Raw genomic sequence first — 15,366 nt, 5'->3', positions numbered from 1 at the left:
GTTTTGAATTAAACAAACAAAATTTAAAAAAACCGTTTCCTGTTGTACATTCACCCCTTAAAATTAGTCCATGAAGAAAAGACATTCTTATGATTATGGTGTGATAGGGAATTGTGCATTTACCGCACACGTGGGGTTGGATACCAACATTTCATGGATGTGTTGGCCAAGATTTGATAGTAGCTTCATATTTGGTGGAATGCTTGACAATGAAAAAGGCGGTGAGTTTTCCATACTTCCTAATAGCTCTAAATGGAGTACAGATCAATACTATATAGATAATACCAATGTTCTTTGTACGGAAATTCACTCTGATTCCGGTACGTATCGGGTAACTGATTTTACTCCAAGGTTTCACCAAATGGACCGATACTTCAAGCCGCTAATGCTGATTAGAAAAATTGAACGAATAAGTGGTGCTCCTAACATATTGGTGAAGTGTCAACCAAAAGGAGACTATGGTAATATAGTCCCTGAACCAAGTATTGGAAGCAACCACATCCGGTTTTTAGGCTTAGAGTCACATGTCAGGCTTACTACCAATATTTCTCTAAGTCACATTCTAAATGAAGAAGCTTTTGTCTTAAACGAAACTAAATACCTCGTGCTAACATGGGGTCCTCCATTGGAAGCCTCATTGATGGAAACCTGTGAGACCTTCCTAACTAAAACTGTTCAATACTGGCGTAATTGGATAAAAACCGCGAATATTTCTAATTTCCATCAGAAGCATGCGATTCGCTCCGCGCTTGCTCTTAAAATTCATCAATATGAAGATACTGGAGCTATCGTGGCAGCAACGACCACTAGCTTACCAGAAAGTCCGGGAAGCACCAGGAACTGGGATTATCGCTTTTGCTGGATGAGGGATACCTTCTATACACTCAATGCTTTCAATAACATTGGTCACTTTGAAGAACTGGAACAATACTTTCATTACATCCTGAACACCACTCTGGAAGAGACAGAAAGGTACCAACCTCTGTATAGTGTAACTGGTGAAAAGATATTGACTGAGAAGACTTTAGACTTAAAAGGATATAAGGATAATGTCCCTGTCAGAGTTGGAAATGATGCTTACACACACATTCAGAATGATGTATACGGTCAGGTTTTGATTTCTCTTCTTCCCCTATACAACGATAAACGCTTCGTTTTTGATGAACGATTTAACTCCATCGAGCTGATCTATAAGACCTTGAAAATGATTGAAAAGACCTTTGATGAAAAGGATGCAGGTCTTTGGGAATTTAGAAATCTGGCTCAGCATCATTGCTACACCTATTTATTTCACTGGGCTGGAAGTAGTGCAGCTATTCAGATAGCCAGAGCACTTAAAGATGAGAAGATAGGCGAACTAGCAACCAAGTTGAAAAAGAAGTCGGCAGCCATGATTGAAAAATGCTACGTAGGAAACAAAAAAGGATATTCACAAGCGGTTCGTGTTGATAGAATGGATGCAAGTACGCTTCAGCTTATTATGATGAATTATTTATCTCCGGAATCGGATAAAGCCAAAGATCATCTAAAGGCACTTGAGAAAGAATTGCATGCGGGAGATGGTCTTTTCTATAGGTATAAACATACTGACGATTTCGGTGAGCCAGAGACAACATTTTTGATCTGTGCTTTTTGGTATGTGGAAGCACTGGCTTGTACTGGAAGAATGGAAGATGCAATTAACTATTTTGAAAATTTGTGCAGCTACAGCAATCATGTAGGACTTCTAAGCGAAGATGTAAAAGCCACTGACGGAAGTATGTGGGGTAATTTTCCACAAGCATATAGTCATGTAGGGTTATTGAATGCTTCCAGCAGAATCGCTAGAAAGTTGGACAAGCCTAACTTCCTAAACTAACCATCAGCTTCAAAATTTCACGTATGTCATGGTTGTCTTTGACCCGGTAATTTGCCGAAGATGATGATGTTCCTACCTTAATGGTGAAAGCATCTGCCGGCATTACCTTGAAAGTATCTTCATCAGTTCTATCATCTCCACATGCCATGCAGAAATCATATTGTTTACCTTTTAACCAGTTAGTCGCAGCGTTTCCTTTATTAACCTGCGAATCTTTTACTTCTACTATTTTATGTCCCTCCATGATCTGAATATCCTTTTCAGAAGAAATGTATTTCAAATGGCTGGTGAGTTCTCGTGTCCTCAAATCACCTAATCCTGTCTCCACTTTCCTGTAGTGCCAAACCAAGGAATAATCTTTCTTCTCCACAAATGATCCTGGTGTTCGATCGACGTACATTTCCAGAATTTTTAAAAATTCATGCTGCCAGGATGTATCCAGTTCTGCGAATTGCTTCCATTCTTCATTATACTTTTTGTACCAAACTCCATGTTCGCTAATCAAGTCCAAACTCAATCCATCCAACCAGGAACCTAAAGTATGACGATCACGACCACTTATAACAACTACCTTATTTTTAGCATTATCACATAATTTTTTAAGTAGTGAAATCAATTCCTTGTCTGGTTTAGAATCTCCTGGATTTGGATGGAATCCAACAAGAGTTCCATCATAATCAAGAAAAATAATTCGCTGTTTCGCTGATAGGTAACTTTCCTTGATAAGAGTCTTTACTTGCTCATCAAGTGGTTTCGTTTGAAGGTTAGCCTGCTCATTCTTGATAAAATTCAATCGCTCCATAAAAAGATTTACCCAGGCATGAATATTATATCTTTTCAAAGATTTTTGCATGATGTCCATTCTTCTTATCTGCTCCTCTTCAGGCATTGTTAAGGCTTCTTTCAGGACATAAACCATCTGTTCAATGTTGGTAGGGTTGATAAGAATTGCATCAGAAAGTTCTTTGGAAGAGCCGGCCATTTCACTCAAAATAAGTACTCCTTTTTTATCCAACTTACTCGCAATGTATTCTTTGCAGACGAGGTTCATTCCGTCTCTCATAGGTGTCACTAAAGCAACATGGGCCATTCGATAAAATGCACTCAAGGCATTCAGAGGGAAACTTCTGTAGAAATAATGAATAGGAGCCCAGCTTATTCGACCAAACCTTCCATTGATCCTTCCAACCAATAGTTCAATTTCCTCTTTTAGTTGAGCATATTTTGGAACATTATCTCGAGAAGGAACCACCACCATGAGAAGAGAAACAGACCCATGAAATTCTTCATTCTCCTCTAGAAACCGTTCGAATGCAACTAGTCTTTGTGGTATTCCTTTTGAATAATCTAAGCGATCTATTGATAAAACGACTTTTACATCACCCAATGAGGTTCTATATCTTACCTCTCTGTCAAGCGTATCAGGTTGTGCAGAAGCATTTGCATACTTATCATAATCAATACCCATTGGAAGGGCATCTGCAAGTACAGGTCTGTTACCAACCGTGATCTGTCCATTCGTATTGCCAATTCCTGCTAGTCTATTCACACTTGACAGAAAGTGGCGCATGTCATCATAGGTATGAAATCCTATAAAATCTGATCCCATCATCCCGTTGAGTAACTCTCTTCTCCAAGGCAATAATCTGAAGGACTCGTAAGATGGAAATGGAATGTGCAGGAAGAATCCAATGCTTAAATTTCTTTTAATCTCCCTGATCATTGCCGGAAGTAACAATAATTGATAATCATGAATCCATAGCGTATCTCCCTCCTCCAGATGCGATTCTATCTCTTTAGCAAACTTTCTATTTACCTTTTTGTAAGCCTTCCACATTTCTTCATCATAGACAGTGTATTGATTGAAATAGTGGAAATTTGGCCATAGCGTTTCATTACTAAAACCTTCATAGAAATCATGAATTTCCGCTGCAGTTAGGAACACAGGACTCATATTTTCACCTTTCAACCGCTCAATGATTTCATCCTTTTCCTTTGATTTATTGATTGGAAGGCCAGGCCAACCAATCCAGATGTTATCTCCTTTTTTGTAAATGGAACCAAGGCCTGTCGCAAGCCCTCCCTCACTAGGTAAGTAAGTAAGTTCACCTTGGTTATCTCGCTGAATTTTAATTGGTAATCGATTTGAAACAATAATGGTCTTAGGCATTGAATTGAAATTTAGATTGGCTCAAATCGCGCGGAAAAGTGGGGTGAATCCACGAACATCTGATTTTATAACTGAAAAATAATGTGTTCATTTTCAATAAGTTAATAAATAACTTGATTTTTATTTCCATTAAAGTTTGGAGAAACCAAATTTCCTGCTCTAGGTTTGCATCATCAAATCGATAAGGTATCGATTTATAGAGAAGCGCCGAGAGACAGGCTCTATGACGCGCTAGCAACCCCCAGTAAAATGGCTGGAAAGGTGCTAATTCCTGAACGATAAATTGATTGCTATGAACAAACAAATTCACATCGTTCCCAAGGTAGCTGACAAACTGGTCAGACAGGGAAATTGCGTTTCCTCATCGATATTCCACCTCATGTGCATGTGTTGCTGTTGCAGCAACAGGTAATTCACATTTGATCCATCAGGGTTTGCGATCATCTAAGGACTGAAGTGTGCCTTCATCCGGAAAAATCCCTTCATAAATCAACTTGACAGTTATTTATGATAAATCCACTCTTCTCATTTTATCAATCAAAGAATTACAATCATGTCACACGAATTAAAATACGAAACATTACAACTACATGCCGGACAGGAAATCGATGAAACTACACGCTCCAGAGCAGTGCCTATTTATCAGACTTCCTCTTATACTTTCAAGGATTCTGAGCATGGGGCGAACCTGTTTGCTTTAAAGGAATTTGGAAACATCTATACACGGATCATGAATCCAACCAATGATGTTTTCGAAAAGCGCATTGCCGCTTTGGAAGGTGGGGTGGCTGCACTGGCAGTGGGTTCCGGACAAGCGGCTCAGTTCATCGCATTGAACAACATCCTTCAGGCTGGAGATAATTTCATTTCCACTTCCTTTCTCTATGGCGGAACCTACAATCAGTTTAAGGTTGCGTTTAAGCGACTGGGAATTGAAACTCGTTTTGCAAAAACAGATAAAGCCTCCGATTTTGAACGGCTGATCGATCAAAATACGAAGGCGATTTACCTGGAAACCATCGGAAACCCGGGATTCAATATTCCTGATTTTGAGGCCATAGCTGAAGTTGCTAAAGATCACGATATCCCCCTCATCGTTGATAATACATTTGGCGCTGCAGGCTACCTGTTTCGACCTCTGGAGCATGGAGCGTCCATCGTAACTGCCTCGGCTACCAAGTGGATTGGCGGACATGGCACTTCCATTGGTGGAGTGATCGTCGATGGAGGAAATTACAACTGGGGCAATGGAAAATACCCTCAATTTACCGAGCCATCAGAAGGTTATCATGGATTAAAATTTTGGGAAGTATTTGGCGAGGGCAATCCATTGGGCTTACCAAATATTGCTTTTGCAATAAGAGCACGAGTGGAAGGTCTCCGAGATTTCGGACCTGCGTTGAGTCCATTCAATTCCTTCCTATTACTGCAGGGATTGGAAACACTCTCGCTTCGGGTACAACGTACGGTAGACAATGCATTGGAACTGGCAAGCTGGTTGGAACAACATCTACTGGTAGAGAAGGTAAACTACCCGGGTCTCGCTTCCAGTCCATATCATCAGCTTGCTAAGAAATATCTGAAAAATGGATTTGGTGGTGTGTTTTCATTCCAGCTTAAAGGAGAAAAAGAAGAGACCACACAGTTTGTAGATAGCTTAAAACTGGTAAGCCACCTGGCTAACGTTGGAGATGCCAAAACGCTGATTATTCAGCCTTCCGCAACCACCCATCAGCAGCTATCGGAAGAAGAGCAAAAGGATGCAGGTGTTTTGCCAAACCTTTTAAGAGTGTCTGTTGGGATTGAGCACATCAATGATATCAAGTCTGATTTTGAACAAGCATTTGAACAAGTCTATGCAAACGCTGCTAACGTCTAAGTCATTTGGTTTTAAGGTTGAGGAACCTTTGGTCCTGGAGTGTGGAGAAATGCTCCGGGATCTTAGGATCCAATACACTACCTGGGGTGAGTTGAACATCAATAAATCCAATGTCGTCTGGATTTTTCATGCCCTCACCGCAAATAGTGACCCTTCCGAATGGTGGGAAAATTTCTTCACTGAGGGTAGTCCAATCAATCCGGCAAAAGACTTTATTGTGTGTGCTAACGTGCTTGGGTCTTGCTATGGCAGCACAGAACCAAAAGGTTTTGATTTTCCATTGATCACCCTTCGGGATATAGTGGAAGTACACAAACGGTTAAAGTATCATCTTGGAATTGATAAAATCCGCCTGGGAATAGGTGGATCACTAGGTGGTCAGCAATTACTAGAGTGGGCAGTACAAGATCCGGATCTTTTTGAAGTAATTGTGCCAATAGCAACTAATGCCAAACACTCGGCTTGGGGCATTGCATTCAATGAAGCCCAACGAATGGCCTTACAAGTTGATCCAATTAATGGATTGGAAACAGCAAGAGCAATTGCAATGCTTTCCTATCGACATTACGATACGTATGAGGTGACACAGACAGATCAAGATGGAAGAAAGGATGATTTTTCAGCTTCCTCCTATCAGCGCTATCAAGGAGAAAAGCTAAGCAAACGATTCAGTCCGTACAGCTATTATTTCTTATCCAAAGCAATGGATAGCCATGACGTAGGACGACATTTCGGAGGGGTAGAAAAAGCACTCAATCGAATTCAATCCAGAACAATTACCATCGGATTGGATACTGATATTTTGTTCCCGATTCATGAGCAGGAATTTTTGACTCAACATATATCAAACAGCTCGGTGCATTTGATATCTAGCCTTTACGGTCACGATGGATTTTTAATAGAGACGGAACAGATTAATGACATTTTAAAAAAGGAATTACAATGAAGTCAGCCCGAAAAATAGGTCTATTTGGTTTTGGGACGGTAGGAAAGGGATTTTACGAGAATCTAAAGAAACATCCGCATTTGCCTGTGAGCATAGAAAAGGTTTGTGTGAAGCGATTGGATTTGCCAAGAATCGGTCACGAGCTTTATTTCACGGATAATCCGGATGAGCTGCTCTCTGATCCTGAACTTGACATCATTATTGAGTTGATCGATGATGCTGAGGCAGCTAAATACTATGTAGAAAAAACCTTATTGGCAGGCAAAGATGTAATTAGTGCCAATAAAAAAATGATTGGAGAATCCCTCCAGGATGTGGATAATTGGCATCAGTCTTTTGGTTCTCATTTTTTGTATGAAGCTGCTGTAGGTGGCGGTATTCCCATCGTCCATTCTGTTGATGGGTTCCTCCGTGATCAGGAAGTAAAAGAGATCAGAGGTATTCTCAATGGGTCTTCCAATTATATCCTAACTCAAATGCAGGCAAACCAGTGGGATTTTAATAAAGCACTCATTGATGCTCAATACAAAGGATTTGCTGAACGAGACCCATCATTAGACGTTAGCGGCATTGATGCATCCTACAAGCTTGCAATTCTTGCTTATCACGCATTTGGAGAAATTCTTTCAATGAAAAGTTTTGAGATTGAAAGCATCGAAAGCGTCACCAAAGAGAACATAAAAAAAGCTAAATCAAAGGGAAGAAAAATAAAGTCGGTCGCTACCCTTAAAAAAACAGATCATGAGATCATTTGCTCAGTGAAGCCTGAGAGTGTTAGTCCGAATGATGAACTCTACGCTGTTGACTTTGAAAACAATGCAGTAAGTGTAGAAACACTTATTAGTGGAAGACATGTATTTGTCGGGAAAGGTGCTGGATCATTACCTACTGGTTCCGCAGTACTTGAAGACCTGAAGCGCCTCCTCGACGGCTACAGTTATCAGGTTAGTAAGAGGGCTAGAACTGTAGCATAAAAAAGCCCCTAACAGAAATGTCAGGGGCCTAATCTATACTTTTCTTTCAATTACAAATGAATCACCTCATCATAAGCCGCTGCTGCAGCTTCCATCACCGCTTCACTCATTGTAGGGTGAGGGTGAACAGTTTTGATGATTTCGTGACCGGTTGTTTCTAGTTTTCTAGCTGCTACGGCCTCAGCGATCATTTCAGTCACATTAGCTCCAATCATGTGAGCACCTAGCCACTCACCATATTTTGCATCAAAAATCACTTTTACAAAGCCATCAGAAGCTCCAGCTGCTTTTGCTTTCCCTGATGCAGAGAATGGGAACTTACCAACCTTGAGTTCATATCCAGCTTCTTTGGCAGCTTTTTCAGTATATCCTACAGAAGCAATTTCCGGAGAGCAATAGGTACATCCAGGGATATTATTGTAATCCAAAGGTTCAACGTGCATCCCTTTGATTTTTTCCACGCAAATAATACCTTCAGCAGAAGCAACGTGAGCAAGTGCCTGACCTTTTACAATATCGCCAATGGCATAAACACCATCAACGTTGGTCTTATAGTAATCATTAACTACTACCTTCCCTTTGTCTGTCTTAACGCCAACATCTTCTAGGCCAAGGTTTTCAATATTTGTAGCCACTCCCACTGCAGAAAGTACTACATCACACTCAATCTGCTCTTCACCTTTTTTCGTTTTCACGGTTACTTTACAGCCTGTTCCTTTTGTATCAACCTTAGTCACCTCGGAGCTAGTCATGATTTTCATTCCAGCTTTTTTGTAGGTTCTTTCTAGTTGCTTACTCACTTCTTCATCCTCAACCGGCACAATCCGATCCATAAACTCAACGATTGTCACTTCTGTGCCAATGGATTTATAGAAATATGCGAACTCCACCCCTATCGCACCTGAACCAACAACTACCATTTTCTTTGGTTGCTTATCAAGAACCATCGCTTCACGATAACCAATGATCTTTTTACCATCAATTGGCATTGAAGGAAGCTCTCTTGCTCGTCCGCCAGTTGCTAAGATGATGTGATCTGCATTGTAAGTAGACACTTTTCCATCTTCAGCTTTCACTTCTACTTTCTTACCCTTCTTCAGCGTACCATGACCAGCAATATGATCAATCTTGTTTTTCTTGAAAAGGAACTGAATGCCTTTGCTCATTCCACCTGCCACATCTCTGCTTCGCTTCACCATGCCTGAAAAATCAGCTTTGGCATCTTTTACTTTGATACCATAATCTTCTGCGTGATTGATATACTCAAAAACCTGCGCGCTTTTCAATAAAGCTTTTGTTGGAATACAACCCCAGTTTAGACATACACCTCCAAGCTCTGCTTTTTCCACTACACCTACCTTCATTCCAAGCTGAGAAGCCCGAATAGCTGCTACATATCCCCCAGGTCCGCTTCCAATTACTATAAGATCATATTTTGACGCCATGCTATAAAAGATTTATTTGTGGCGCAAATCTAAAACTCTTATTGCTTTTTACTAACCGAATTGCTTTGAACTGAAGCCGGACCCGCTGAGTTACCAGAAGAGCTGTTGCCAGAACTATTTAATTGACCTTTTGAGTTTGCATCTTTAGACCTGAATTCTGAATTACGTTCACCTCGGTTATTAATACGTGCATTAAATTTTATATTACTTGAAACATCAGAGCCTTTAGATATAACTCTTGTCTCCGGATAGTTGAATGGAGTATTCTTTAATCCAACTTCTTGCATCTTAAATCTTTCCGGATCATATGCTAATTTTCTTACATCTGAATCTGATAATCGAACTAAGATTTCTGACGGATAAATATCAAAAAGACTTTTGTCCATCACATAAAGCATCATATTAAGGTTATCCTTAGTATCGTAGAAATACTGATAGACATATGGGCTTTGAGAAAATCTATACCAATGTTTTTGTGTAAACCACAAATAATAATCTGCCCATGATTCTACGGAATAATAGGTGTTATTGTGCACGAGCCATTCACCTCCATGAACAGATTCAAGTGAATCACTTAGTTCGCCCTTGGCTTTTATAAAAGGAGCTGGAGATAACTCGAAGGTGGTTGGGTTATCCCAGTTATACTGATTGATCTCCTGGTTCTGGGCTAAAGATGAAAAGGAAATCAAGAAGATTAAAAAAATTGAGGAATAGATTTTCATAATGTTTAAGATTTGGCTTGGACCATTAAGAGCCAAATTCATGCCATTATACTTTTTATGTACTTTCCTGGATTGGATACCGAATGAACGTAATCAATATTTATCTTCGCATGACAATCTAATCAGAAGACAATGAAACTACTTGAAGGAAAAACGGCGCTCATCACAGGAGCATCAAAAGGAATAGGCAGAGCAATTGCTGAAACTTATGCTGAGCAAGGTGCTAATGTTGCATTTACCTATTTATCTAGTGTAGAAAAAGGAGAGGCACTAGAGAAAGAACTAGCATCAAAAGGAGTTAAAGCAAAAGGATATCGCTCCGATGCGTCTAACTACCAAGCTGCACAAGATCTGATCAATAACGTAGTTGAAGAATTTGGTTCGCTAGATATCTTGATCAATAATGCCGGTATTACAAAAGACAACCTCCTTATGAGAATGAGTGAAGAGGATTGGGATGCTATTCAAAATATTAACATGAAATCATGTTTCAATACAGTAAAAGCAGCCTGTAGAACCATGATGAAACAAAGAAGTGGCTCAATCATTAATATGTCTTCAGTGGTTGGTGTAAAAGGAAATGCTGGTCAAGCGAATTATGCTGCTTCAAAAGCTGGAATTATTGGTTTTACAAAGTCGGTAGCATTGGAACTCGGCTCAAGAGGTATCCGGAGTAATGCAATTGCACCTGGTTTTATTGAAACAGAAATGACAGATGCACTTGATGAAAAGACTGTTCAGAGTTGGAGAGATGCAATTCCATTGAAAAGAGGTGGTTCACCAGAGGATGTTGCAAATGCATGTGTCTTCCTTGGTTCAGATATGTCTTCCTACATTTCAGGCCAGACCATTCAGGTAGATGGTGGAATGCTGACCTAATTGAGCAATATTAAAATAACATTTCTAACCCGCCAATGAGCGGGTTTTTTATTGCCTTAACAATTAATTAAACTATTTCAATATTTTTTATCATTTATTTTATAATAAATGAATTACTTTTAGTGTTGTAATATCAAAACAGCTCTGATGCCATTAAATGTACTAACCAGCACATTGGGAAAAAAGAGAGCTGCTCACCTTCTTCGACGTACGTGTTTCGGAGGATCAATTACTGAAATTGATTCATTCGCTTCACTTACTCCTTCAGAGGCAGTTGGTCAGCTTTTCAATACATCATTACCTGATCCAACTTTACCGGTAGATCCCCTAACAGGTAATGAATGGATTACCACAGGTAATGCGCAAAGTGAAGGCTTTGAATTAGAAAGGTATTTTCTTGCCTGGCACCTGGGACAGATGCTGGGAAATGGAATTGATCCCACGGTAAAGCTATCCTATATTCTTAGAGAGCGGTTGGTCTTCTTCTTTCATACTCATTTTACTACCAAACGTTCTGTCGTTAATAGTTCAAGAGGACTGTATTATCAGCAAGCGTTATTCCGCTTATTTGCATTTGATCTGGAAGATATCATCATCCCCCCAGAAGATCCTGATGATCCCGATGCTATGGATACCATTGTGCCAAGAAACTTTAAAGAGCTTACAAAAAAGCTAAGTGTTGATAATGCAATGCTTGTTTTCTTAGATGGTCGTTTTAATGTAAAAGGAAGCCCTAATGAAAATTATGCCAGGGAGCTTTTAGAACTGTACTCCGTGGGACGTGGGTTAGAAGGTAATGTACCGGAACCAGAATTCGCAGGGGATTATTTCTATTTTACTGAAGAAGATGTGCAGGCTGGTGCTCGTGTGTTATCCGGCTTTAATGTAGATCCAAGCTTTTCAAATATTGATCAAGATACGGGACTTCCACGTGGTGTCGTGAGGGGTGGAAATATAGCTTCAAGCCATGAAGAGGGCGACAAAACATTCAGCATTCGGATGGGCAATGGAGTGGTTACCCCTGATCCTAACATAGAATTTGCTGGGAATCCTACAGAAGAAAGCGTTTTAGATGAAATCAGTCAGTTTGTGGACCTCATCTATGATCAGCCGGAGACTGCACGAAGTATCTGCAGGGAAGTCTATCGTTTTTTTGTTTACCATCAAGTAGATCAGACACTTCAGGATGATATCATTCAGGAAATGGCAGATATTTTCACAGTCAATGAATTTAAGCTGCAACCAGTATTGGAAGCACTTTTGACAAGTGAGCATTTCTACGAAGCAGGCTCAGGATCAGACGAAAACAACTTTGGAAGCATCATCAAGTCTCCTATGGACATGGTTTGTGGTTTTATCCGAAACTTCGAAATCCAGCTACCTGATTATCAAAGTGATCTCAACACGTATTATGAATTTGCTGGTGGTCTTTTGAATGAAATCAATCTACAAGGGATGGATTACTATGAACCATTTGAGGTGGCAGGATACGCTGCTTACCATCAATTCCCAATTTTTAACAGGAGTTGGATTACTACAAACTATCTAACGAATCGATATAATTTCATTCGAGGGTCAATCACAGCTGATCCAATGGTAGAAATGGGTGAAGTAGATATTGTTCAGTTCGTTCAAAATAATTTTTCAGGTGTAGCCAGCAATGCTCGGGATTTGATCATTGCAATAGCTGAATATTTTCTGCCTACTACAGAAAACCTATCCTTTGATACTCCTGATGTGGGAGAGCTCACTGTTGAGCGGCTCAATTATTTCTTATCTGCATTTTTATTTTCACCTCAAATTGACCCGGATCCAGAAGCTTCATGGACCTTCCGTTGGGATAATGGAATAGACATGGATACAGTTAGAAATCAACTTACAGGTCTTTTTAATGCGATGTTGCAATCACCGGAATATCAATTGATGTAAACAAGATGGGGCATTGATATGAAAAGAAGAAATTTTATAAAGAAGATCGGTTTTGCAGCAGGGGCTCCAATTGCTTTTCAGGGTGTGCCTTTGAAATTGCTTGGCTCTCACCAAGAAATCCAGCATTTGGCTCAACAAAGCACCAATGATCGGGTACTGATTATACTACAACTTCATGGTGGCAATGACGGGCTAAACACAATCATACCGATTTCCAACTATGATGAATACTACAGTCGTCGTGCAAACATTGCAATTCCATATAAAGTAGGTAATCGAACACTCATTCCATTAGACAGCACGGTTGCCAGTGAAGAACAAGTTGGACTGCATCCGGATATGCATGACTTTAAAAGACTTTATGATTCTGGTAAAGCAGCTGTTTTTCAAGGAGTTTCCTATGAAAACAACAATGGCTCTCACTTCAGGGGACGTGACATTTGGTTTATGGGTGGCGATGCAGATGATTACTTCAGTTCCGGATGGATTGGAAGGTATCTTGGAAAAGAGTATGAGCCTTTGTCCTACCCTGCAGATTTTCCAACTGAAGAAATGCCGGACCCGCTTGCGTTAGAAATGGGCAATGATGTATCGTTGTTGTTTCATCAAGAAGGAAATATCCCAACATCTATTTCTCTTGGTAGTAGTCCAGGTAATCTCGCAAACCTCATTGATCAATTAGAAGGATTTGTTGATGAAGGAGTAGATCCACGAGGTAATCCACCAGAATTTCTAAATGCCTCACCTTATGGCCAGGAAATGAACTGGATTCTGGGGCTGGAAGACAAATCGGAAACTTATATAAAGAGGCTAGCTGAAATTTATGATTCTGCGGCTGAAACTTCCGTGACTTATCCGGAATTATACCCGTTCAATGCTCCGGAAGGAGCGAGAAGAAACCCACTTACCAGTCAACTACAATTAGTTGCAAGATTATTAGCAGGAGGTGTAAAGACCAAAGTCTTTCTTGTTAAAATGGGAGGATTTGATACACATGCTTCCCAAGTAGAAGATTATGACCCTACAATGGGCGTTCATTCCGCATTGTTATATCATATATCCTCCGCTATGAATGCCTTCCAAAAAGATCTACGTTCTAGAGGATTGGAGGATAGGGTGTTAACCATGACCATGTCTGAATTTGGTCGACGAGTAGGTTCCAACGGAAGTTATGGAAGCGATCATGGTACTGGTGGCCCGATGATGATGTTTGGTTTAGGAGTAAAGCCAGGAATTTATGGTACTGTCCCAGACATGGCTCAAAGCAACGTTGGATTGCAGTTTGACTATCGGCAGATTTACGCCAATGTTTTATTTGAATGGATGGGAGTTGAACAATCGGTCATAGCAAACGACATTTTTTTTAGAGATTTCATCAATGGTCCAAACCCAGAGGGAGGTAATTATGAGCCAATGGACCTAATCAAGGAGGTCATTTTAGGTGAAAAAGAATACCTAAAGAAAAATTACCGTATTGAATCAGTATATCCGAATCCCGCTTCAACTTATGCTCAGGCTAAAATATTTGTTAATAATTACCAAGATGTAAATGTTGAATTAATCAACATTCGAGGTGATATTGTAGCTAGGCAAAACAGAAGGGTTCCTCCAGGTGATCATTCATTTACATTTATGTTAGATTCGTTAAGTCCTGGATTTTATTTTATTAAAGCTAAATCTGAAATGCTCGATGATACTAAGAGGCTCATCATTCGTAAATAGACTTCAAGGATTTGTTTTCCTGATGTTATTATGCCCATTGCTAATGGCTCAAATGAAGCCAGAGAAAAACCCGCTAGAAGCTTTTCTGGACACACAGTTTTGGCTTGGCTTAAAGATGGGAATCAATTACACTCAAGCTTTTCCAGAGACAAGAAATACAGGTTTCAGCCCAATAAATTATTCAGCCGATACTCTTCAAAAAAGTTATAATGACTTTGCGCTTCCAGGTGCTCACATGGGTCTAGAAATGAATTTTTATCATCGGGGCTTTTCCGTATCATTCCAACCTGCTTATAAAAGAAGTAATTATAAATACAATAGTCTGCTTGCGTGGAGTGGAGATAATTCCGGGAACAGATTTGAGACTCGATATGATATTGTACAAAGACTTGATTTAATTGAATTGCCACTAATGATAAAATACGATGTGATTCGATCGGGTAAGATTCGCCCGTTTGTAATGCTGGGGGGATTTAATACACGGATACTTGCCGCTCAAAAAGAAGTAGAAATCACGCAAATTGATTATTCATCGGGAAATCCATTGATGTCAGATGGAGGATCAACATCATTAGGTGTCAAAGATGCATTTAAGGCGTTTTCAGGAGTTGCTGGTGGTGTTGGTTTAAATCTGGATTATTGGAATATACGAACTGTTTTTGAGATTAATTACAAGCGATCGCTTACTTCAGCAACACAGCCTAACGTACAGCAAAATGAATTAGCTTCATTAGGAGAAACCAACGATGAAGTCTTTCTTAGAGATTTCAATGTTTCATTAAGCTTTGTTTTTCCATTCAGATTCATTGATTCTCAGTTTAAAGCGTACTAGTCGCTCATTT

General features: G+C 39.9%; 11 protein-coding genes and 1 riboswitch. Of the genes, 8 read left to right on the top strand and 3 right to left on the bottom strand.

The genetic code is table 11. The features are described from left to right. Positions 1-70: 70 nt before the first annotated feature. Positions 71-1,858: a glycoside hydrolase family 15 protein gene (locus ACOMC3_RS01250; protein WP_420317704.1), complete on the top strand. Its 1,788-nt coding sequence runs from the start codon at positions 71-73 to the stop codon at positions 1,856-1,858. Here ACOMC3_RS01250 and ACOMC3_RS01245 read toward each other — a convergent pair. After that, the gene (locus ACOMC3_RS01245; RefSeq protein ID WP_420317703.1) at positions 1,842-4,028 is read right to left on the bottom strand and encodes a bifunctional alpha,alpha-trehalose-phosphate synthase (UDP-forming)/trehalose-phosphatase; all 2,187 of its coding nucleotides are present in this window, start codon (positions 4,026-4,028) and stop codon (positions 1,842-1,844) included. The two genes, ACOMC3_RS01250 and ACOMC3_RS01245, sit on opposite strands and share 17 nt — an antisense overlap. A 191-nt stretch (positions 4,029-4,219) precedes the next feature. Further along, positions 4,220-4,327: riboswitch (SAM riboswitch) on the top strand. Positions 4,328-4,581: 254 nt separating this feature from the next. On the opposite strand from ACOMC3_RS01245, the gene ACOMC3_RS01240 reads away from it, so the two are divergent. Genes ACOMC3_RS01240 through ACOMC3_RS01230 form a run of 3 tightly spaced genes read left to right on the top strand, consistent with a single transcriptional unit; the run spans position 4,582 to position 7,827 of the window. Continuing rightward, positions 4,582-5,907 (top strand): O-acetylhomoserine aminocarboxypropyltransferase/cysteine synthase family protein, encoded by a 1,326-nt coding sequence (locus ACOMC3_RS01240; RefSeq protein WP_420317702.1) that lies wholly within the window; start codon positions 4,582-4,584, stop codon positions 5,905-5,907. Then, entirely contained in the window at positions 5,885-6,853 is a 969-nt protein-coding gene (locus tag ACOMC3_RS01235) for a homoserine O-acetyltransferase family protein (protein WP_420317701.1), read from the top strand. The genes ACOMC3_RS01240 and ACOMC3_RS01235 overlap by 23 nt, the downstream gene beginning before the upstream one ends. Next, positions 6,850-7,827 carry a homoserine dehydrogenase gene (locus tag ACOMC3_RS01230; protein WP_420317700.1) on the top strand — a complete coding sequence of 326 codons (978 nt, stop codon included), beginning with the start codon at positions 6,850-6,852 and terminating at the stop codon, positions 7,825-7,827. The genes ACOMC3_RS01235 and ACOMC3_RS01230 overlap by 4 nt, the downstream gene beginning before the upstream one ends. A 50-nt stretch (positions 7,828-7,877) precedes the next feature. Here ACOMC3_RS01230 and lpdA read toward each other — a convergent pair whose 3' ends face one another. Both lpdA and ACOMC3_RS01220 read right to left on the bottom strand, forming a co-directional pair. After that, positions 7,878-9,272, bottom strand: a complete 1,395-nt coding sequence (gene lpdA / locus ACOMC3_RS01225; RefSeq protein WP_420317699.1) for a dihydrolipoyl dehydrogenase — start codon at positions 9,270-9,272, stop codon at positions 7,878-7,880. Positions 9,273-9,310: 38 nt separating this feature from the next. Next, on the bottom strand, positions 9,311-9,994 hold the full coding sequence (locus ACOMC3_RS01220; protein ID WP_420317698.1) for a hypothetical protein: 684 nt from the start codon (positions 9,992-9,994) through the stop codon (positions 9,311-9,313). 132 nt (positions 9,995-10,126) lie between these two features. On the opposite strand from ACOMC3_RS01220, the gene fabG reads away from it, so the two are divergent. The 4 genes from fabG to ACOMC3_RS01200 all read left to right on the top strand — a co-directional run bounded on the left by fabG (position 10,127) and on the right by ACOMC3_RS01200 (position 15,356). Further along, complete coding sequence (fabG, locus tag ACOMC3_RS01215; RefSeq protein ID WP_420317697.1) at positions 10,127-10,873, top strand: 3-oxoacyl-[acyl-carrier-protein] reductase; 747 nt, start codon at positions 10,127-10,129, stop codon at positions 10,871-10,873. Between the two features lie 147 nt (positions 10,874-11,020). After that, positions 11,021-12,802, top strand: coding sequence for a DUF1800 domain-containing protein (locus tag ACOMC3_RS01210; RefSeq protein WP_420317696.1), 1,782 nt, complete (start codon positions 11,021-11,023; stop codon positions 12,800-12,802). An 18-nt stretch (positions 12,803-12,820) separates the two neighbouring features. Next, positions 12,821-14,524 carry a DUF1501 domain-containing protein gene (locus ACOMC3_RS01205; protein ID WP_420317695.1) on the top strand — a complete coding sequence of 568 codons (1,704 nt, stop codon included), beginning with the start codon at positions 12,821-12,823 and terminating at the stop codon, positions 14,522-14,524. Between the two features lie 52 nt (positions 14,525-14,576). Further along, positions 14,577-15,356 (top strand): outer membrane beta-barrel protein, encoded by a 780-nt coding sequence (locus ACOMC3_RS01200; protein ID WP_420317694.1) that lies wholly within the window; start codon positions 14,577-14,579, stop codon positions 15,354-15,356. The last annotated feature ends 10 nt before the right edge of the window (positions 15,357-15,366 follow it).

The organism is Ekhidna sp., assembly GCF_965212185.1.
GTDB lineage: Bacteria > Bacteroidota > Bacteroidia > Cytophagales > Cyclobacteriaceae > Ekhidna.
The sequence above is the reverse complement of the archived record's forward strand: the minus strand, read 5'-3'. Positions and strand labels throughout refer to the sequence as shown.